A 19,022-nucleotide genomic window follows, 5' to 3' on the forward strand; every position below is an offset into this window, starting at 1 on the left:
GGGCGCTGACCGGAATACATTGTACTTGTTACTTTGTACATGGTACAGCAAAGCATAGGCGGCCTGGCGCAGGGGTCCCACCTCTTCCCATCCCGAACAGAGAAGTTAAGCCCTGCAGCGCCGATGGTACTGGGGTTACTCCCGGGAGAGTAGGCCGCCGCCTTATTGTCATTCAGCTCCCACCCTAAACAGGTGGGAGCTTTTTGCGTTTATACCCTTTGGGGATTATTGACCTTAATTCATTCTATATTTTTTCAAAAACAGGTGCATAAGTACAGACACCTTTGTGGGGTAAAATGTGCTGATTCTTTTCAGGTAAGATGGATTGAAAGCAAAATATCCCTAAAATTTTACCTTCCGAGTTTCCGGGTTTTGAATATGATTTTTCGCTTTTTATTTCTAATGCTGCCCAAAGCTCAAGAACCCATTTCAATTACGCTGGGCATGTTGAAAAGTCGAATCCTTTGTAGGAATTAAATCAAAATCAAAAGGAAAATCCATTGGCTTGCCGGACTTGCACATTTGAATGTTCAATCAGTTAAGCTCTTTTATTAAATTTGAAACAATGAGTAAAAGGGAAAGAAGAAAATTCGACAAGGCCTTCAAGACCATGGCTGTAGAGTTATAATTGAGCGGTAAAAGCAGTACAGGAATCGGAAGGGAATTAGCCATCGGACCTGATCTTGTACGCAGGTGGACTATAGAATTTTAGGTGGGTGGTGTGACAAGTTTTTCGGGAAACGGGAAAATGAATCTCTCCTCGGAAGAAAAGGAAATTTATGCTCTGGAGAAAGCTTTACAAGAATCAGAGATAGAAAAGTAAATCCTCCAAAAGGCAGGATGTATCCGAGCCTTTGGGGATGATTCTCATTAGGGAAAGCAGATATACATTTTTGTGAAGGAATACAGACATGTGTATGCTGTTGATAAGATGTGTAGGGTTTTCAATGTTGGTAGGACTGGGTTTTATGCTTGGCTAAACAGGGACCCGACCTAGCGTGCTGAACAAAGGGGGGATTGGATAAAAATCCAATATTCCTTAGTATTGATATGATTTTACATAACTCAGAGAAATGTTCACTGTAGAATGATATTTGGATCATTCTTATGCAGGACTTCGGTGAAATCCCAAGGGGTCTAAGTTTGATACTCAAAACCCAATGGGTTAAATTAAGGTCTAAGTATCAATTTTTTAAACTGATTTCAACCATTACCGGGAAGTGATCAGATGGGTATTTGAGTCCATAATTGTCTGTCAATATCCCATGTCTTCTGACATGAATTTCAGGACTGACAAATACATGATCAATAATACCCTCTGGCATTTTGTTCCAATCAAATCCAGTAAAGGTACCGTTGGGACCAAAGGATGGTAAATTGCTAATGTTTTTACTGTCTCTCAAAGGGGAGTTTTCAATAATGGTTGTGTAAGCGCTATTCTCTGGTGTCACATTGAAATCTCCCATCAAGATGACTGGTAAGTTTTGCCCATTGATCTCCTTGATTTTTTTGATGACCAAATTGCTACTTTCCTCTCTTGCTTTTTGGCCGATATGGTCATAATGGACGTTGAATACATAAAATATTTTCCCATCCGTATCTTTAAATTTACCCCACGTACATACTCTATTCAATGCGGCATCCCAACCTATTGAAGGTTGGTTCGGATCTTCTGAAAGCCAAAAAGTAGCCTGTTCCAAAACTTCAAATTTTACGGGGTCGTAAAAAATAGCACTAAATTCTCCTTCATTCCCTCCTTTGTCCCGTCCCACACCTATATATGGATAGCCTAGACCCTTTTTCATTTCTTCAAGTTGGTGGTGCATGCCCTCCTGTGTGCCGATTATATCCATTTTATGGAATTTGACTTGGCTGAATAAGTGAGGCGACCTGTCCTTCCAAAGATTTCCATGATCATTTGGGCTGTCAAACCGAATGTTGTATGTAGCAATATTGTAACTGGATTGTCCTAAACCGTCTGAGGAGATGGCAAGCGAAAAAAAAACACAAAAGGAGAATCCAATCAGATAAAAAGGGTTTACTTTCATTTTAAAGTGTTTAAGCATTAATATATTGGTCAATTCAAGATAAGAATATTCTATCGCATGGCATGTATGGGCTTGTTAGAATGTCATGTTTTTTTCAGAATCAAATTTGTACAATATGTATATTTCGAAAAAGGAAATCGGGGGCAGAATGATTCGATCCCCAATTTCCTTTCCATTTAAACTTGATTAAACCCGTTTTATGCATTGCCAATTCTATTCCAGCCTGAAATAAACTAATAATCAGTCTTTGTTTATCATTTCTGACTTCACCATGCCGGCCTTACGCCTTATTTTCAGAGTGGTCTGATTTTCTTGCAGTTTCAACATCAATAAAGGCACTTAATGCATTTTTCGGGATTTAAGCATCATGCCAGATCTTATTCTTTACTCTTTCCAATTCAGTTTCCCCATGGATAGGTCCCTGGAATTTCCTCCGATCATTATTTCAAAATCACCAGGCTCCCAAACGTATTCCAATTCATAATTGTAAAATTTCAGATCTTCCGGGGTAATATCAAAAGTCACTGTTTTGGTTTCTCCTGCTTTCAAAAATATTTTTTTAAAGCCCTTCAATTCCTTTACCGGTCTTGTGATACTTCCAACCACATCACGTATATACAATTGTACGACCTCAGCGCCATCATATTTACCCGTATTGCTCACCGAAATACTTGCTTTGATGCTTTGGTTACCAATTGGGGAAATGTTACTAAGCTTCAGGGCTCCATACTCAAATGTGGTATAGCTGAGTCCAAATCCAAAAGGATAAAGCGGTTCATTGGGTATGTCTAAATAATTGGACCTGAATTTTTGGAACCATTGGCCTTCCGGAAGGGGACGGCCGGTATTTTTATGGTTGTAATAGATTGGGATTTGCCCAACATTTTGTGGAAATGTGGCACTGAGCTTTCCGGAAGGATTTACATCCCCAAACAATACATCGGCAATGGCCTCCCCTGCTTCACTTCCCGCAAACCATACATTTAAAATCGCGGGAACATGTTCTTCTTCCCAAGTCAACGACAAAGGCCTTCCTGTCAACAACACCATTACCACAGGCTTTCCTGTCCCCAAAAGGGCTTTCATCAGGTCGCGTTGATTTTCAGGCAACTCAATATTACTCATACTGGATGCTTCTCCGGTCATTTCTGCTGATTCCCCAAGGACAGCCACGATCACATCTGCATTTTTTGCTACGTCAAGGGCCTCTTGGATCATTGCTGATGCGCTCCGTTCGTCTCTATAAGTGGGTTTACCAAATATACTGACCCTTGACTCCAACAAGGAATCTGCCACCACATTGGCTCCTTTGGCATATACAATTTTAGCCCGATCCCCAACGGCCTTTTTCAAACCATCATTGATGGAGATCGATCTTTCAAAATTAGCAGCCACACTCCAGGTGCCTGTCATATTTTCCTTGTTATCGGCAAGAGGACCGATTAGGGCAATGGTTCCTTTCTTTTGAAGGGGCAAAACATTTCCCTGATTCTTGAGCAACACAAAAGTCTGGGCAGCAATTTCCCGAGCAGATTTCCGGTTTTCGACTGTGAAAAGTTCCTTTTCGGCTCTTTCAGGATCAGCATATTTATAGGGATCGTCAAATAAACCCAGTTTATATTTGGCGACCAAAATTAGCCTGCAGGCATCGTCAATCTGTTTTTCGGTAATCTTACCTTCCTCCAATGATTTTTGTAAAGTGGTCAAAAAACCCTCTCCCACCATGTCCATCTCCACGCCGGCCTTCAGGGCCATTGCCGAAACTGTCTGTAAGTCACCCAATCCATGGTCAATCATTTCATTTATGGCAGTATAATCCGTCACCACAAAGCCATCGAATCCCCATTGCTTGCGCAAAACATCAGTCATCAACCATTTATTCCCGCTTGCTGGTATGCCATCTACGTCATTAAAAGCAGTCATCACACTTCCTACACCAGCATCCACTGCGGCTTTGTAAGGCCCAAAATATTCATTATACATCCTCACTCGGCTCATGTCTACTGTATTGTAATCTCTTCCTGCTTCAGGTGCTCCATAGAGCGCAAAATGCTTGACACAGGCCATGATGGTATTGTTCAAAGCTAAGTTTTCTCCTTGGTATCCTTTGATCATTGCCTTGGCAATTTGAGCACCCAAATAAGGATCTTCACCACTTCCTTCAGAAACCCGGCCCCATCTTGGGTCGCGAGAGATATCCGTCATTGGGGAGAAGGTCCAGTTGATCCCATCAGCGCTGGCCTCATTGGCAGCGATTCTGGCTGATTTTTCCATTATTTCCATGTCCCAGCTTGCCGACATTCCAAGGGGAATGGGAAATATGGTTTCATAACCATGAATCACATCCATTCCAAACAAAAGCGGGATTTTCAATCGACTTTCTTCAACAGCCACCCTTTGAACCTCCCTGATTTTTGATGCGGATTTGAGGTTGAAAAGGCCGCCTACCTTTCCTTCTTTAATTTTTTGGGCAATGTTGGAACTAGAAGCTTGTCCTGTGGTGATATCCCCGGCAGCTGGCAGGTTCAGTTGGCCTATTTTTTCCTCCAAAGTCATGATGGATAGAATTGAATCTGCCTTATAAATGTATTTGTCTTCCAAAGAGTATTTCTCATTGGAAGGACTAAAAGCCACTGCGAGTAAAACAGTGAGGGATAGGAGGAATAATGAAATTTTTACGCCCATGGTTTTTATAATTAAATGTTAAGTCTTTTAAATTTTTTAGATCTCGTGAATATCCCAATTGTTCAAGTTTATTTTCGTTTGTATGAAAACTACTTTCAGTACAAACAACAATATCAATCAAGCCAAATCTTCGCCCCTCTTAAGTTACCATCTTTTGGTCATTTTAGGGTTGTTTCCCTGGCTGAACCTAAGGTTGGCCCCACATCCTCCCATTAATATTGAAATGATTTATTGTGAAGATTCATTAGGGAATTATCAGAAATGCTCCCCTCAGTCAATTTTGAATGCCCCTTTGTGTCTTTTTTTGAATTACACCAGAATACGAATTGAGTGAAGTGATAAGGGTAAAGTAAGATTTTTTCCACAGCTCTTCGATTAGTCCGTTAATGGGTGAAATTGAGGTTTTTCAAACCTGTTTTTATATCCTTATCTGACATAAATAGGTCCCAAAGCAAATTGGATCTGTGATTTTCAATCATAATAATAATTGGGCCTTGGTCTATTGCCAGATAGGAATCCGCATACCAAGCCTCAGTAATGTTAAACGCATCATAAAACCCATATTCTCCCCACAAGCGGTCTCCCATATTGTAATAGAAAAAATGCAATGCTTTGGTGGATTCCTCAGGAGTATAGGGGAAAGAAGACAAGGCAGCCGTAGGAGAGATCACTCCCCTGTCATTGGTGGGTGAATGTGCCGAATAACCTTGATTGCCATCACTGGCGGTAAGTCCCCAACTTTCGTCAGAATAACCCACGTAACCCAAAGGATTGTTGATGGAATGTGCTTGGTTGATTAAGGTGTGGTTTTGGTTCTGTTTCCAGTAATCCGCGTATTGATCGGATAAACCTCTGGGATCCAATCCCAGAAAAGAGTAATGCGAAAAAAACAAAGGGCCGCCCATATCGGGCCCCAAAGGAAGCGTTTTTTGATAAAAGGTTTTCCCGTTTTTCATTCCTCCATTCCTGGCCCATCCATTATCATAGACTTTTTTATCGATTTGGTGAGTTGGGGAGGCAGCTGCCAAAACATACACTATCAGAGATTCATCATAACCCCTGATGGGCAGGTTCATCTCCCAGTTGAATAGGGGAGACCAATGCCAATATAAAACATCTTGTCCCCCTTTTGTAAACCAAGACCATTCTACTTCCGCCCACATCTGGGTGATTTTCTCAATGATGGCACTCTCCACTGCCACGGATTCATTTAGGTAAGCCCTTGCCGACAGAAGCCCCTGCATCATCAATGCTGTTTCTACCAAGTCAGCTCCATTGTCTTTGCTGCTAAAGGGAATTACATTTCCAGTGTTTCCATTTATCCAATGTGGCCAAACCCCATGAAATCGATCAGCGCTGGAAAGGAAGTCAACGATCTTTGAAATCCTCTCTATTCCCTGTTGGCGTGTGATAAAACCTCTTTCGATCCCCACAAGTATGGCCATTACACCAAATCCTGAACCCCCTATGGTAACCAGGTTGCCAGAAGTATTTCTTTCCCGTGCCAGCCCGCTGTTTTCATGGGCAAAGTTCCAAAAATATTTGAATGTCTGCTCTTGTACTTTGGTCAGCAATTCTTCATCAGAAATCAATGGGAATTTAGCAATTTGGTCTACACCGGTATAGAAGATTTTGCTTAATCCCGCAAAATCTTCTCCCGAGGCACTTTTGAAGGTGTTGAGTATTTGAATTGTATATTTAGAGAGGTACACCAAGGGAGTATCTCCCGTAATGGAAACCTGTTGATCATTGTTGGAAAATGAAAACTGGAGGCTTTGTGGTCCCGTACCAATCAGTTTCAAGGAATTTTGAAGAGATTGCCTATCGACAGGACCTGAGAATTCAAGATTGATGTTGAAATCCAAAGGGACATTTATAATTCTACCTGTTTTGGTTTGATCCGAGTTTTCAAGGTCAAAGGAAACCAGCTCCAATGCACCAATTTTGGTTTTAAAACGGATCTCCTTTCCAGCAAAAGGACTTTTATTGGCTCCTTTGAGATTATCAGAAATGACAATTTTGTATAAAGTGTTGGTTTTCAATATACCCTTTGGGTATAATATTATATTTTTATTATCAGCAATCAGGGTTGTGGTAAGCTCAATCTCCTGATTTCCTTCAAAAAGTGAAATGGCGGAAGACACAAGTGCGGGATCCAACGGGCTTGAAAAAACCAGCGTTATAGGACGGTCAGGGGGGAAGTTTTCACTGATAGGCTCAGTGAGATTAATTTCCCTTCCGCCAATATCTGCCTGCAGAAGGCTCAATTGAGTGAGATCCGATTCTTGTTTTTCGCAACTTGTGGAGAAAACCACAATGGCTAAGTAAAATAAAAATTTTCTCATGCTGTTTTCAGGAAAAAAATAGGGGTTTCGACTTTGGTTGAAACCCCTATTGGAATTATATTTTAATGTGTATTAAGGCTTTTCAGCATCTATAATATTCTGGACTTCTTCTTGAGTAAGTGCTTTGTTGAACAATCTTAGTTCGTCAAATAAACTTCCATCTGATAAATGTCCCCATTCGGCAAACCTAGGAGCTCCTGAGGCAATCGAAAGTACATCGCATCCGGTCCAATTTACTCCTGGAAAGTCTCCACCACTAACTTTCTGGCCATTGATGTAAACAGAAGCGTTTGTTTCGGAAATCGTAAATGCCAGATGCACCCAATCGGTGTTGGTGCTTGGGTTTATGGATGCCGCTGCACCACCATCAAACCAGTTGTCTCCACTACCATTTCCAATATTCAACTTAAAGGTTTGATTGGTTCCACTTCCCTCTCGGAAAAACCTAAACCCTCCTGATCGATTATTCATGTTATTGGGGTTGTTGGTGTCAGGTGGTCCAACTACCAAAATACCGGCTCTGTCTGGAGCTGCATTTATTTTGTACCAAAATACTGCACTAAACTCACTGCTGAGTAGATTTGTTGTTGGGAAGGTCAAATAGGCATTGCTGGCGCCATCGTATGCTCTTCCAATCAATCCATTCGCAAAACCTGGATTTCCGTTCACGTTTGCGTTTTTGATGTTGATCAATTCCATATAATCTCCATCAAAAGGCAGGTAAAAGGTTTCCCCATCATACATTGGTTTGTATGGTTCCACTTTCTCAAAATTGACCGTCTTGGTAGTGGTCTTACCGGATAAGTCACGGGCTTCCACAACGAGGGTGTGTGCACCATTTCCTAAATTCTCATGGAGATGTTCTTTGATCACTCTTCTGTAATCTTTGAAGTCATTGTATTTGGCGATTTCATTGCCATTTAGCTTCAATGAAATCGATTCTACTTCGATATCATCCATAACTTCAAACTTAATATTGATCGCAGTCACATCCTCAGTCACTCTTATCAGAGTACCTTCTGAAGGGAATTCGATAGTCACTTGCGGAGCGGTGATATCAGTCCCTTGTGCAACCGGTATTATTTCATCTATGTAGTTTTCCGTGCAGCCAAAGCTGAGGAAAACCATTCCCAATATAATTAAATTAGATTTTTTCATATTTTTCATCATTAATCAATATCAATTATTTGCTTTATAATCGGCCAGCTTTGGTAGGATATTCTCTTGTTCCAGTGGATAGGGTAGGAATTTATGGTTTTGGATGGAAAAACTCCTGCCTTCAAAATTCAGCTCGGAAGCTTTTTCATATCGCATTAAATCATAAAAACGAATTCCACCTTCCATTCCGAATTCCGCATATTTTTCGTCTAGTACAACATCAAGATTTACCCCTGAAAGCGTTCCCAAACCTACTCTTTGTCTTACCAGATTTACAGCTTGATCGGCCGATAACACTGAGCTACTCGCTCCGTTTACCAATGCCTCGGCATGCATCAACAATACTTCCGAATACCTTATGGCTGTGAAATTCTTATTGGATCCGTATGAAAATCTTCCAGGAATCAATTGATTGGAGGGGAGATAATGCTTGCCGCTAAGGAAATTATACCTTGGATGACTATTGAACACATCTCCGTCAGGAGTAACATTCGACATCCAAGCCGGTAAGGTTGAAAATTGAGGGTCTGCCTTTATTTCATCCAAGCCTGCCGGGGTAAATAAAACGGTGGTTTGCAAACGCTCCTGTTCTCCTCGATTCAGCATAAACTTGATGTATTTGGCACTTGGAGCGAAAAATCCCCATCCTGTTGATGCACCGGTAACTGCTGGAGTCCAAGATGCTGGACCATAAGTTTCGAATGGATATGAAGTTCTTGTACCTGTACCGGTCCCAAAATCAGAATATTGGAATTCCAAGATGTTTTCCCTGTTGAGTTTACCAGGTGTTTTGAACAATTCGTAATAATCTGGCTCCAGGGCAAATTGGTTACTGCTGATGATCTGGCCGGTTGCTTCAGCTACTGCAGGAAAGTTCTTCAGTTCCAGATTAGCCATGGCTTTTACAGCCAAAGCAGCACCACGTGTAATCCCTCCACGGACGTCTGACCTGTCTCTAGGATGCACATCTGATAGAAGAGGAATTGCCTCATCCATTTGTGCGGAGATATGGTTCATGACCTCTTCAAATGTCGATACTTCTACATTGAAAAGCTCACTGGGTTGTGAACTTGTTGGAATAAGGATATTTCCCCAAGTACGGGCCAATTGTAAAAGCTCAAATGAACGCATCACCTTAATTTCGGCTCTGTATTGTTCAGCTGTTGCAGGATTGGCACCGCCTTCCTGGTATTTTCTGATTTCCTCCATCGCACCATGCCAGTATAGCAAATCTGAATATAGGTTTAACCAGACTGAATTATACATCCAGAAATTCCTGTCGTACCTAAACTCATCCGTTTCAATTAAAGGGAACTGATCCCCTGCAGCTGTGACATCATCCCCTCTCACTGAAAGGATGGTGTAGGTTTCCCATTGAGAACGATAAAGCTCCCCATAAGCACCATAGAGCATCAGGACCATGTTTTCAGACTGGGTGTAATCCGTGTCCTCGACTTTGATCTGGTTTTCAAGTGGCTCATCCAAAATATCCGTACAGGATATGGTGACAAAGAAGGCCATCATCATCGCCACCGCGTTTTTAATAATTCTTATGTGTTTCATGATTATTTTTCCTTATCGTTAAAATTTAACATTTAATCCTACGGTATAAATAGCTGGAATAGGATAAGTCTGTCTGTCTATTCCATCAGCAACCTCCGGATTAAAGCCATTGTAATTGAACATGGTAAGCGGTCGTTCTGCAGTTAAGGTGATTCTGGTATCTGGGAATTTCACCCCAAAAGCCTCTCTATTGATTACGGAATAGGACATACGTACATTTTGAATCCTGAAGTAGGATCCATCTTCGACAAAATAACTACTCATGTTCTGGTTCCATCCTTTTCTAAGGCCGGCTGCTGATGGGTATCTGTCTGAAGTTCCCGCTCCTCGCCATAGATTGTCAATAAGTTCAGCATCAAGATTGGTGTCATTGGTGAAGATCACTTCTCCTCTTTTTCTATTGAGGATATTGTGTCCCCTTTGACTTTGAAAAAGAGCGGAAAAATCAAAATTCTTATATTTAAATCCAGCATTCAATCCATACGTCAATTTGGGTAGGAATGAGCCAAGCACCACTCTGTCCAAGTCATTGATGACACCGTCTCCATTTTGGTCCTTGAAGATAAAATCTCCAGGTACTAGTCTGTTGTCGCTGATGAATTCGGAGGTGTATCCACTACCGGTGATCTGCTCTTGCGTTTGGAAGACACCCTCTACTTCATAACCGTAAAAAGCGCTAAAAGGCTGACCAACTATGGAACGTTGACGAAATTCAGCAGAGCCACCGTCTAAATATGACGGTCCGCCCAATCCCAATACGGTGTTTTTCAAGGTGGCAATGTTTCCTCCGATAAAGTAGGAGAAATTATCGTTGACCCTTTCATCCCAATTCAAGGCTAATTCCAAACCTTGATTTCGGATTTCTCCAACACTTCTACGCTCGGTAGCACGAAAAACCGGTGGAATGATACTTACAGCAAGATTTCTTGTGTCCCTGATGAAATAATCCGCCTCTACAGATAACCTTTCCTTGAATAATCTCGCACTTAAGCCAAAATTTTGCTCCACTGTAGTTTCCCAGCGGTCAATTAGGTCAAATGTTGGATTTAATCTTCTGCCAATCGTGAATACATCGTTGATGGCCAAATTATTTTCCTGTAAGGTTGGTACACCCACTGATGGATTGATTGCGTCATTTCCAAGTTGACCCCAAGACCCTCTGAATTTAAGAAAATCGATTGCGGGCACATTGAAAAAACTTTCTTCAGTCACAACCCAACCTGCTCCAATAGTGGCGAAATTGCCCCATTTTTGTTGGAATTTATTGTTTCCATCCCTTCTGATGGTTCCGTACAATAGGTACCTGTCATCGTAATTATAAGCGATTCTGGCAAAATAGGATTGGAAAAATAACTTTCCGCCAGTATCTCCGATGGAATTCAAATCCAAATTGGTTGAATTGGAAAGATACCAGAATTGTTCTTGTCCCCTCACTGGCTCTGGATTTAAACCTTCTCCTCTGGCAAATAACCCTTCAAAGGTTTCGCTTCGAAAGGACTGACCCAAAACGGTAGTGAAACTATGTTTCCCAAAGTTTTCGGTATAGGTAAGGAAATTGTCCCAAATCTGGTCATACCTCGTTATGTTACTTCTGCTCAGCGAGGATTGATTTTCAGTTACACCATCATTGTAAGCAAATGAAACATTCCTGGTATTGATTTGATCTATACTATAATTGTAGGCAGTTTTGAAGGAAAGCTTGTTTGGAACAAGCTCTAAATCAGCATAAAAGTTACCTAGGATTTTAGCGATATTATTCCTGTTGTCGGAGAAGAGAATGCTGTAAAATGGGTTTTGGTTACCCCGATACCCTATTTGCTGGGCATTGGACAGCGTAAAGGGAGAAGCCGTTGCTCCCGTGTTGAGCGGATCATATTTAGGGATAATGGGAACTGTGTTGTAAGCCCTGAACCAAGCGCCATCATCGGCATTATACCGCTGAGCTGTACTGATATTCAAGTTTCCTCCTACCGTAATCCAATCTTTAAGATCGGTATCCAATTTTATCCTAAAGTTGAGTCTCTTGTAATCATTTCTTCTTTCATTCATTAATCCATTTTGCTCGAAATAGCTACCCCCAACACTGTATCTCGTGCGGTCACCACCACCATTAAAGGATAATGAGTGGTTTTGGATGGAAGCTGGGCTCATGATTTCAGAATACCAATCTGTATTGACATCCGGAATATTGGGGTCAAGCCTACTTCTGCCATATCTTTGGATCGAGTTGTTTAAAAATGCGATATCCGCAGGGCTTCCTGTCTCGTTCACATATCTGGCAAATTGCTGAGAATTGGCCATTTTAAGCACGTTTTGTGGTACCTGCATCCCAACATAACCGTCATATACGATTTCGGGTTTTTGGTTATAACCGCCGGTTTTGGTAGTAATCAATATCACCCCATTTGCAGCACGTACACCATAGATAGCAGCTGCTGAAGCATCTTTCAATACCGAAAGCGTCTCAATGTCATTGGGATTCAGAAAATCAATATTGGTAAAAAACATGCCATCTACTACATAAAGCGGTGCTGCTCCGCCCTCAAATGAACCCACTCCCCTTACCCGAACAGTAGGTGATGAGCCAGGAGCGCCGCTACTTACAATCTGTACGCCAGCGACTCTTCCCTGAAGTGCCTGCATGGCGTTGGTCGCAGGAGTTTTTACGATATCTTCCGTTTTGATCGTGGAAATCGCAGAAATCCGGTCCTGTTCTCTTTGCGTTCCATAACCAATGACCACCACCTCATTCAAAGTTTTGGTGTCTTCCAATAAGGTAATGTTTACACGGCTGCGTTCACCCACAATGGTTTCCTGCGTTTCATATCCAATAAAGGAAAACAGCAATACAGACTGGGAAGATGCGACACTTAAAGTGAAATTCCCGTCTAAATCGGTTACGGTTCCATTTGAAGTTCCTTTTTCCAAAATGTTGACACCTGGAAGCGTTTCACCGCTACTGGTGGTCACATTACCATTTACTGAAATTTGCTGACCATAAGACAAACTTAAGGTCAGCAGAAAGACGGCCACAGTGAGAAAAAGCCGCATTGGTTTTTGGAGATGTTGGGAAGTTGTTTTCCCTTTCATTTCACTTTTTTGTAAAGTGCAATTCATAGATTTCGTATTTGGGGAATATGGTTAGAAAATTTAACTGGGTCAATCCGCAATCGTTTCCGTAAATGGATTGACCATTGAGAAAAGTTAATCCAAACAAATAAGTTTGGGTTAAAATATGTTAAAAAAAGATCAAAAAAGCATGGAATATCACACGTTTTTCAGTCCAAAAATCACGCTTAAATAACACGAATAAAATCGCAAATAGCGCAATTGGGAGGTATTTTTCTTATTGGATATCGCATTAATACTAAGACAAAAAATTAAATCAAAAAAGCGGCTTTTATTGCCTTGATTCGACTGGTCAAAGTACCGTTTTTTGGACATTGGTTTCTCCCATAATATCCTCCCACTGGGGGTTGGAATGTCCATTCGAATCAAGAATATCTTTCACTCTTTTTCTAAAGCTGCCAACGGTATTTTTTCTAAGATCCAACATTTCGGAAAGTTTTTCCAAAGTTTGCTTTTCCGTTTCCGATATGACTGTGTAAGCGATGTAAAAACCTTTCTCCAAAGGGAATTTCACGCCGTGAAAAACTGTCCCTACCGTTGCGGATTCAATGTAGCCACATTTGGAACACCTTTTTGTAAATAGTTTTGGGCCAGTTGATGATTTGTGGTTTCCACAACTTTTGCATTCAAAACCCTTAGACCATTTGAATTCCTCTAAATAGCGGTAGCAAGCTGATTGGTCCGGAAATATTTTCTTGAACTCCTCGTAAGAGAGCAATTTGTTCGTCAGCCTGTCCTGGAAGGATTGTTTGATACTGCTTTTTAGCTTCCAATTGTCTTTGTCCAAAAAGGAATTGATTCTTTTAATTTCTTCATCTTTTTCGATCAGTTGACGGTTGATGGATTCCATCATCGCTGATTTACTTTCCAACTCTTGGGTTCTTTCCTTTACTTTGTTCTCCAATTCCAAGTTGACTTTCTCCTTCAGCCCATAATTGATTTCAATTTGTTTTATGGTTCTTTGAAACGCCCGATCTCGGTTTTTCTTCAAAATCCTAATGCGGTCCCCCAAAGCAAAGGTCAGCAGCAGCATTTCCAGCAAAAAGGCAAAATGAAGGCTATAATAAATGATCGTGTTGTGCGGAATTATCCCGGTATTTGCCAAAACCTTTATCATTAAACCAATAAACAGCACCCCATAAGCGATCACAAAGAACCGCACCACTTGGTATCCTTTGGTCCAAATGTAGATGCTGGAAAAGAATATGAAGAAAGTTGGGATTACATCATAATACTTGATTTCAAATAATTTGTTGTTCCAAAACAAACCGATCAAAAAGAGTATGGTCTTGATGCCTAGAATTACCCAAAGAGTTTTGTGGATTCTCTGAGACCTGACTTTGGTATTCAAAAATCGGATAGAGAACAAAATGGCCCAAGCAACTACGAAGTAACTGGTAATTCCTTTTGCGATTTGGTTGTATTCCGGATTTTTTGGCCAGAGGTATTGGAAGGAAATCCCATCAACACACATGGCGTATATGGCCACACTCAATAAATAAAAAGTGTAGTACAGGTATTTGATGTCTTTGACAGCAAAATAAACCAGGGTATTGTACAAGGCAATAATGGCGATCATCCCGTAAAAAATACCATAAAGAAAGTATTCGTTCAGCGCATAAAAAATAAATCGGTTCATGGATCTCACCGCTATTCTGATATCGGCTTTTTGGCTGGATCTTATTTTGATGTAATATTGATCAATCCCTGGGCTTTGGTTTTCCAACTCCAATTCAAAATTTTTGTGCCTAAAAGTCCTTTCCGAAAAAGGAAGGGAATATCCCATGAGCACTTTTTCGTAGGTGCCATCTTGTCGAGGAACATAAATTTCAATTTCATCAATGGTCTGGTCATAGAATTCCAGGATCCAATTTTTTAAACTCTCGGGGTTTTTTTCGAGAGCAAATCTTATCCAATATGTGTGGCTTGTGTTAAAATTGTTTTTGGAAAATTCAGGTTTAACGGTGAAATTTTCCTGAAACGAGCCCTCGAGAATATCCTCAAAATCAAGAATGTTCTCTTTGTCTTCGTAAAATTGCAACTGGGAAATGTCTAAAATGCGTTCTTCCAATCGATCATCTATCTTTAAAAAAGCATCTCCTGACATCTTTTGACCGAAAGATGAAATTGAGATAAGAAACAGAAAAAAGAAAAATTGTGCTTTCATGCTTAAATTCTGTCTGCCGTTGATTTGCGTTGTTTTTGCTTGGGTTTTTTCCAAAACCTGAAGAACAAAACTTTATCAAAGATGTGATTCCTGCCACGAGTTTACAAAAAAAACCATGATAAAATCAGGATAATCCATTTGATCCGGAGAAATTTTACTTTTGTATTTAATTTTGATTCGTCTCTCCTTATTCTGGTTAGATCAAATGGCCTTCACTTGTCAAATTGACTTGCCCAATAATAAAAAATATTTGATAAATTAAACCTTTAAACCAGAAATGGGATTAGTATCAGGAATCCATTCAACAGTATTTATGAGAATTATAGACCCAAAAGAGATTTCCACTTCAGCGTTTCATGGCTATTTACTTGGAGCGGTTGCGCCAAGACCAATCGCTTTTGCCAGCACCATCGATAAAGATGGCGTGGTCAATTTAAGCCCCTTTAGTTTTTTCAACACCTTCGGTTCAAACCCTCCAATCTTGGTGTTCTCACCCGCCAGACGGGTAAGGGACAATACAACCAAGCACAGCCTTGAGAATGTGAAGGAAGTTCCGGAAGTCGTCATTAATATTGTGAATTATGCCATAGTGGAACAAATGTCCTTGGCAAGTACCGAATATGACAAGGGTGTCAATGAATTCCTAAAGTCAGGACTGACCCCGGTCCCTTCCACAATGGTTCGTCCACCGCGTGTAAAGGAAGCTCCTGTCGCTTTTGAATGTAAAGTGTTGGATATTATCGCTGTAGGTACGGAGGGAGGTGCCGCAAATTTGGTTATTTGTGAAATCATTCTTGCGCACATCGATGAAAATATTTTGGATGAAAATGACAAAATTGATCCTTTTAAGTTGGATGCCGTTGCGAGAATGGGAGGAGATTGGTATTGCAGGGCAAATGGATCTGCCTTATTTGAAATCGAAAAGCCACTTCGGACAAAGGGTATCGGGGTGGATCAGATCCCCGAAAGCATCAGAAACAGCAATGTTTTGACAGGAAATGATCTCGGAAGGTTGGGGAATGTTGAAAATATCCCAACCGCTGACGAAATTGAGGATTTCGGGAAAAAATCTGAAATTCAGGAAATGAAAGTTAGGTTCAAAAATGACGAGGAAAGTCTTGTCTTTCACATGCACGAGCACGCCAAGGGATTGCTGGCAGCGGGTGATGTTGGCAATGCTTGGAAAGCTTTGCTACAATTGAAATAAAAAAGGGAGCGATTAAGCTCCCTTTTTTATGATTATTGAATAGTGATATCATAGGGCATTCTGACCATGATCCCTTCGTATTTTTTGACTTTTTCGATTTGCTGATAAATTGGGAAAAGGGTTCCCAATTGGGTTCTGGTGTAGGTTGCTTGAACCTCATCGGTCAATTCCTTCAGGAATTGCTCAAACCAAGGTTTCTCTTCGGGATAGTACACAACCCTGAAATCTTGACTGATTCCAGCTTTGGATGCAGCGATTGCTATTGCATCCTCGAGTCCGCCCAATATATCCACCAATCCATTTTCTTTTGCTTGAAGGCCGCTCCAGACTCTGCCAGAAGCAATTTTCAAAACAGAATCCTTGCTCATGTTCCTTCCATCAGACACCCTGGTGATGAAGGTGTCATATCCTTCTTCAACGTTTTTCTGAACAATGCTTTTTTCCAAGTCTGATAGTTTTCTGGTGGCACTCATGAAATTTGAGAGTTCACCTGTTTTTGCTACATCGGTAGTGATCCCCAATTTGTTGTTTAGCAATCCTTGGGCATTGAACCAAAGACCGAAAATCCCAATGGATCCGGTGATTGTATTGGGCTGGGCCACAATCGTGTCAGCGGGTGCCGCGATGTAATACCCACCTGAAGCGGCTACTTCCCCCATGGAGGCGATGACGGGCTTCACTTTTTTTGCTTCGGCCATTTCTCTCCAGATGACCTCGGAAGCCAATACTGACCCTCCAGGCGAGTTTACACGAAGTACAATAGCTTTTATGTCCTTGTTTTTTCTGGCCTTTTTGATTTCTTGGGCAAATTTCTCTGATGAAATCATGCCGTCCGCTTTTCCACTTACGATTTCCCCTTCAGCGATGATCACCGCGATCCGGTTTTTAGATAACCTGTTTTTGGATTTTGAGGTTTTATTAATTCCTTTTACGTTGATGGTGTTGATGCTATCATCCTCGCCCAGCCCCAAGCGTTCTTTCAAAAGATCGATTACCTGATCTTCATACCAAAGTCCATCGACCATCTTTAAATCAACAGCATCTTGTGGTTTTCTGATGAGCATCTGATCATTGATCTCATTTACTTTTTCGAAAGGAATATTTCTACTCACTCCGATTTGAGTCATGGCAATGTTGTTGAGATCATTGAGGAATGATTCGGTTTGCAGGCGGCTTTCGTCGCTCATTTTATCCAAAATGAAAGGTTCTACCGCGCTTTTGAATTCACCAACCCGAAACACAACCGGCTCCACCTCGATTTTTTCAAACATACCCTTTAAAAAGACCATTTCTGATGCAAATCCATTAAAATCCATTCCACCCATCGGATTCATATACACCTCATCAGCGACAGAACTTAGGAAATAGCCCCCCTCTGAATAGATTTCGCCATAACTAATGATGAATTTCCCTGAAGATTTAAAATCTTCAAGCTCGGCTCTCAATTCCTGTAAGATCGCTTGGCCTGCAATTACCATTCCTGCCTGAAGATAAATCCCTTTGATGTTTTCATTCTCCTTTGCAGTCAAAATCGCTTTTTTCAAATTCACCAATCCTACGGAAGGAATTCCTCCAAACGCACTGAGGCTGCTTAAATCAAAATCATTTTCGCTTGTCCGTTCCACTAAAGTCCTTCCGTCCAAGTTCAGATGGAGGACTGTATTTTCCTTTACTTTTACTTCATCATCCGAAGATGAAGCAATGGCAATAATTCCTGCCAAAATAAAAAAACTCAATACTGAAAAGATCAGAAGGCCTACGATTACGGCCAATACATTTCCTAGGAATCTCATGTTTTATAAAATTTTCGTCTAAAATACTTCTTTTTTCTTTATTGTTTATCTTGCAGAGATTATAAACTAAGTAATGGAGAAAGTAGTTTTTGTTATAGGGGGAAATCTTGGCGATAGAATGAAATTAATCGAACAAGCAAATAGTATGCTTCGGGAAAATTTTTCAGATCCATTGCTTTTTTCCTCTGTTTTTGAAACCGCGGCATGGGGCAAGTTGTCGGAAGGAGATTATTTAAACCAGGTTTTGGTGTTCCAAACCAATCTTGCTGCCGAAGGCGTATTGACAATTATTCAAGAAATTGAAAATCGACTGGGGAGGAAAAGGGAGGAGAAATGGGGAAACAGGACCATGGATATCGATATCCTTTATTTTGGACAGCAGGTGATCCAAAATCGGACCCTAATCATTCCACATCCTTTTATCTCCCGACGTAGATTTGTACTGGAACCTCTCGTTGAAATATTACCAGATTTTATCCATCCAATTTTAAGGGTTTCCAGTACCCAGATGCTGGAAATCTGCACGGATACTTCATCGGTAGTACGTTTGATAAAAAAATAGCCCTTCATTATAGGAGGCCACTGAAAAAGTCCTTTGATAAAATGTTAGTAAAAAAGGTGTAGGAAAATTACTTTTCTACACCTTTTTTTTGTATATTTTAATATACAAATAACTCAATATCATGTTATTACATCAACAAGAGATTAAGTTCAGCCAATACAGTTCCATCTATGACTTGATAGTCCCAAAGGACAATCTTCTTAGAAAGATCAATGATATCATTGACTTTAGTTTTGTTTACCAAGAGTTAGTTGATAAATACTGCTCTAATAATGGACGTATGGCACACAGTCCTGTTCGGATGTTTAAGTATCTGTTGCTCAAAACCATTTATACCTTGTCAGATGTCGATGTGGTGGAGCGTT

General features: G+C 40.8%; 10 protein-coding genes, 1 rRNA gene and 1 pseudogene. 4 read left to right on the forward strand and 8 right to left on the reverse strand.

Features of this window, described 5'->3' with window-relative positions:
- Window positions 1-54: 54 nt before the first annotated feature.
- Window positions 55-166: ribosomal RNA gene (gene rrf / locus F824_RS0124870) — 5S ribosomal RNA — on the forward strand.
- 1,018 nt (window positions 167-1,184) lie between these two features.
- Here rrf and F824_RS0124885 read toward each other — a convergent pair.
- The 7 genes from F824_RS0124885 to F824_RS0124925 all read right to left on the reverse strand — a co-directional run bounded on the left by F824_RS0124885 (window position 1,185) and on the right by F824_RS0124925 (window position 15,035).
- A complete protein-coding gene (locus tag F824_RS0124885; protein ID WP_019600658.1) occupies window positions 1,185-2,048 on the reverse strand; it encodes an endonuclease/exonuclease/phosphatase family protein in 864 nt (287 codons plus the stop codon).
- Window positions 2,049-2,432: 384 nt separating this feature from the next.
- A complete protein-coding gene (gene bglX, locus F824_RS0124895) occupies window positions 2,433-4,733 on the reverse strand; it encodes a beta-glucosidase BglX (protein WP_019600660.1) in 2,301 nt (766 codons plus the stop codon).
- Between the two features lie 383 nt (window positions 4,734-5,116).
- On the reverse strand, window positions 5,117-7,078 hold the full coding sequence (locus F824_RS0124905; protein ID WP_019600662.1) for a glucoamylase family protein: 1,962 nt from the start codon (window positions 7,076-7,078) through the stop codon (window positions 5,117-5,119).
- Window positions 7,079-7,150: 72 nt separating this feature from the next.
- Window positions 7,151-8,236, reverse strand: coding sequence for a LamG domain-containing protein (locus F824_RS0124910; RefSeq protein ID WP_033405729.1), 1,086 nt, complete (start codon window positions 8,234-8,236; stop codon window positions 7,151-7,153).
- Between the two features lie 21 nt (window positions 8,237-8,257).
- Entirely contained in the window at window positions 8,258-9,799 is a 1,542-nt protein-coding gene (locus F824_RS0124915) for a RagB/SusD family nutrient uptake outer membrane protein (protein WP_019600664.1), read from the reverse strand.
- 18 nt (window positions 9,800-9,817) lie between these two features.
- Window positions 9,818-12,889 (reverse strand): SusC/RagA family TonB-linked outer membrane protein, encoded by a 3,072-nt coding sequence (locus F824_RS0124920; protein WP_201769092.1) that lies wholly within the window; start codon window positions 12,887-12,889, stop codon window positions 9,818-9,820.
- Between the two features lie 331 nt (window positions 12,890-13,220).
- Complete coding sequence (locus F824_RS0124925; protein WP_236613260.1) at window positions 13,221-15,035, reverse strand: 7TM diverse intracellular signaling domain-containing protein; 1,815 nt, start codon at window positions 15,033-15,035, stop codon at window positions 13,221-13,223.
- Window positions 15,036-15,408: 373 nt separating this feature from the next.
- Here F824_RS0124925 and F824_RS0124930 point away from each other — a divergent pair, with 373 nt between their 5' ends.
- Window positions 15,409-16,302, forward strand: a complete 894-nt coding sequence (locus F824_RS0124930) for a flavin reductase family protein (protein WP_026333926.1) — start codon at window positions 15,409-15,411, stop codon at window positions 16,300-16,302.
- A gap of 32 nt (window positions 16,303-16,334) precedes the next feature.
- On the opposite strand, the gene sppA is transcribed toward F824_RS0124930, so the two are convergent.
- Window positions 16,335-18,095 (reverse strand): signal peptide peptidase SppA, encoded by a 1,761-nt coding sequence (gene sppA / locus F824_RS0124935; RefSeq protein WP_019600668.1) that lies wholly within the window; start codon window positions 18,093-18,095, stop codon window positions 16,335-16,337.
- Between the two features lie 73 nt (window positions 18,096-18,168).
- Here sppA and folK point away from each other — a divergent pair, with 73 nt between their 5' ends.
- Both folK and F824_RS0124945 read left to right on the forward strand, forming a co-directional pair.
- Entirely contained in the window at window positions 18,169-18,657 is a 489-nt protein-coding gene (gene folK, locus F824_RS0124940; protein ID WP_019600669.1) for a 2-amino-4-hydroxy-6-hydroxymethyldihydropteridine diphosphokinase, read from the forward strand.
- A gap of 121 nt (window positions 18,658-18,778) precedes the next feature.
- A pseudogene (locus F824_RS0124945) lies at window positions 18,779-19,022 on the forward strand (IS5/IS1182 family transposase); the annotation flags it as partial.

The organism is Rhodonellum psychrophilum GCM71 = DSM 17998 (genome assembly GCF_000381545.1).
GTDB classification, from domain to species: domain Bacteria; phylum Bacteroidota; class Bacteroidia; order Cytophagales; family Cyclobacteriaceae; genus Rhodonellum; species Rhodonellum psychrophilum.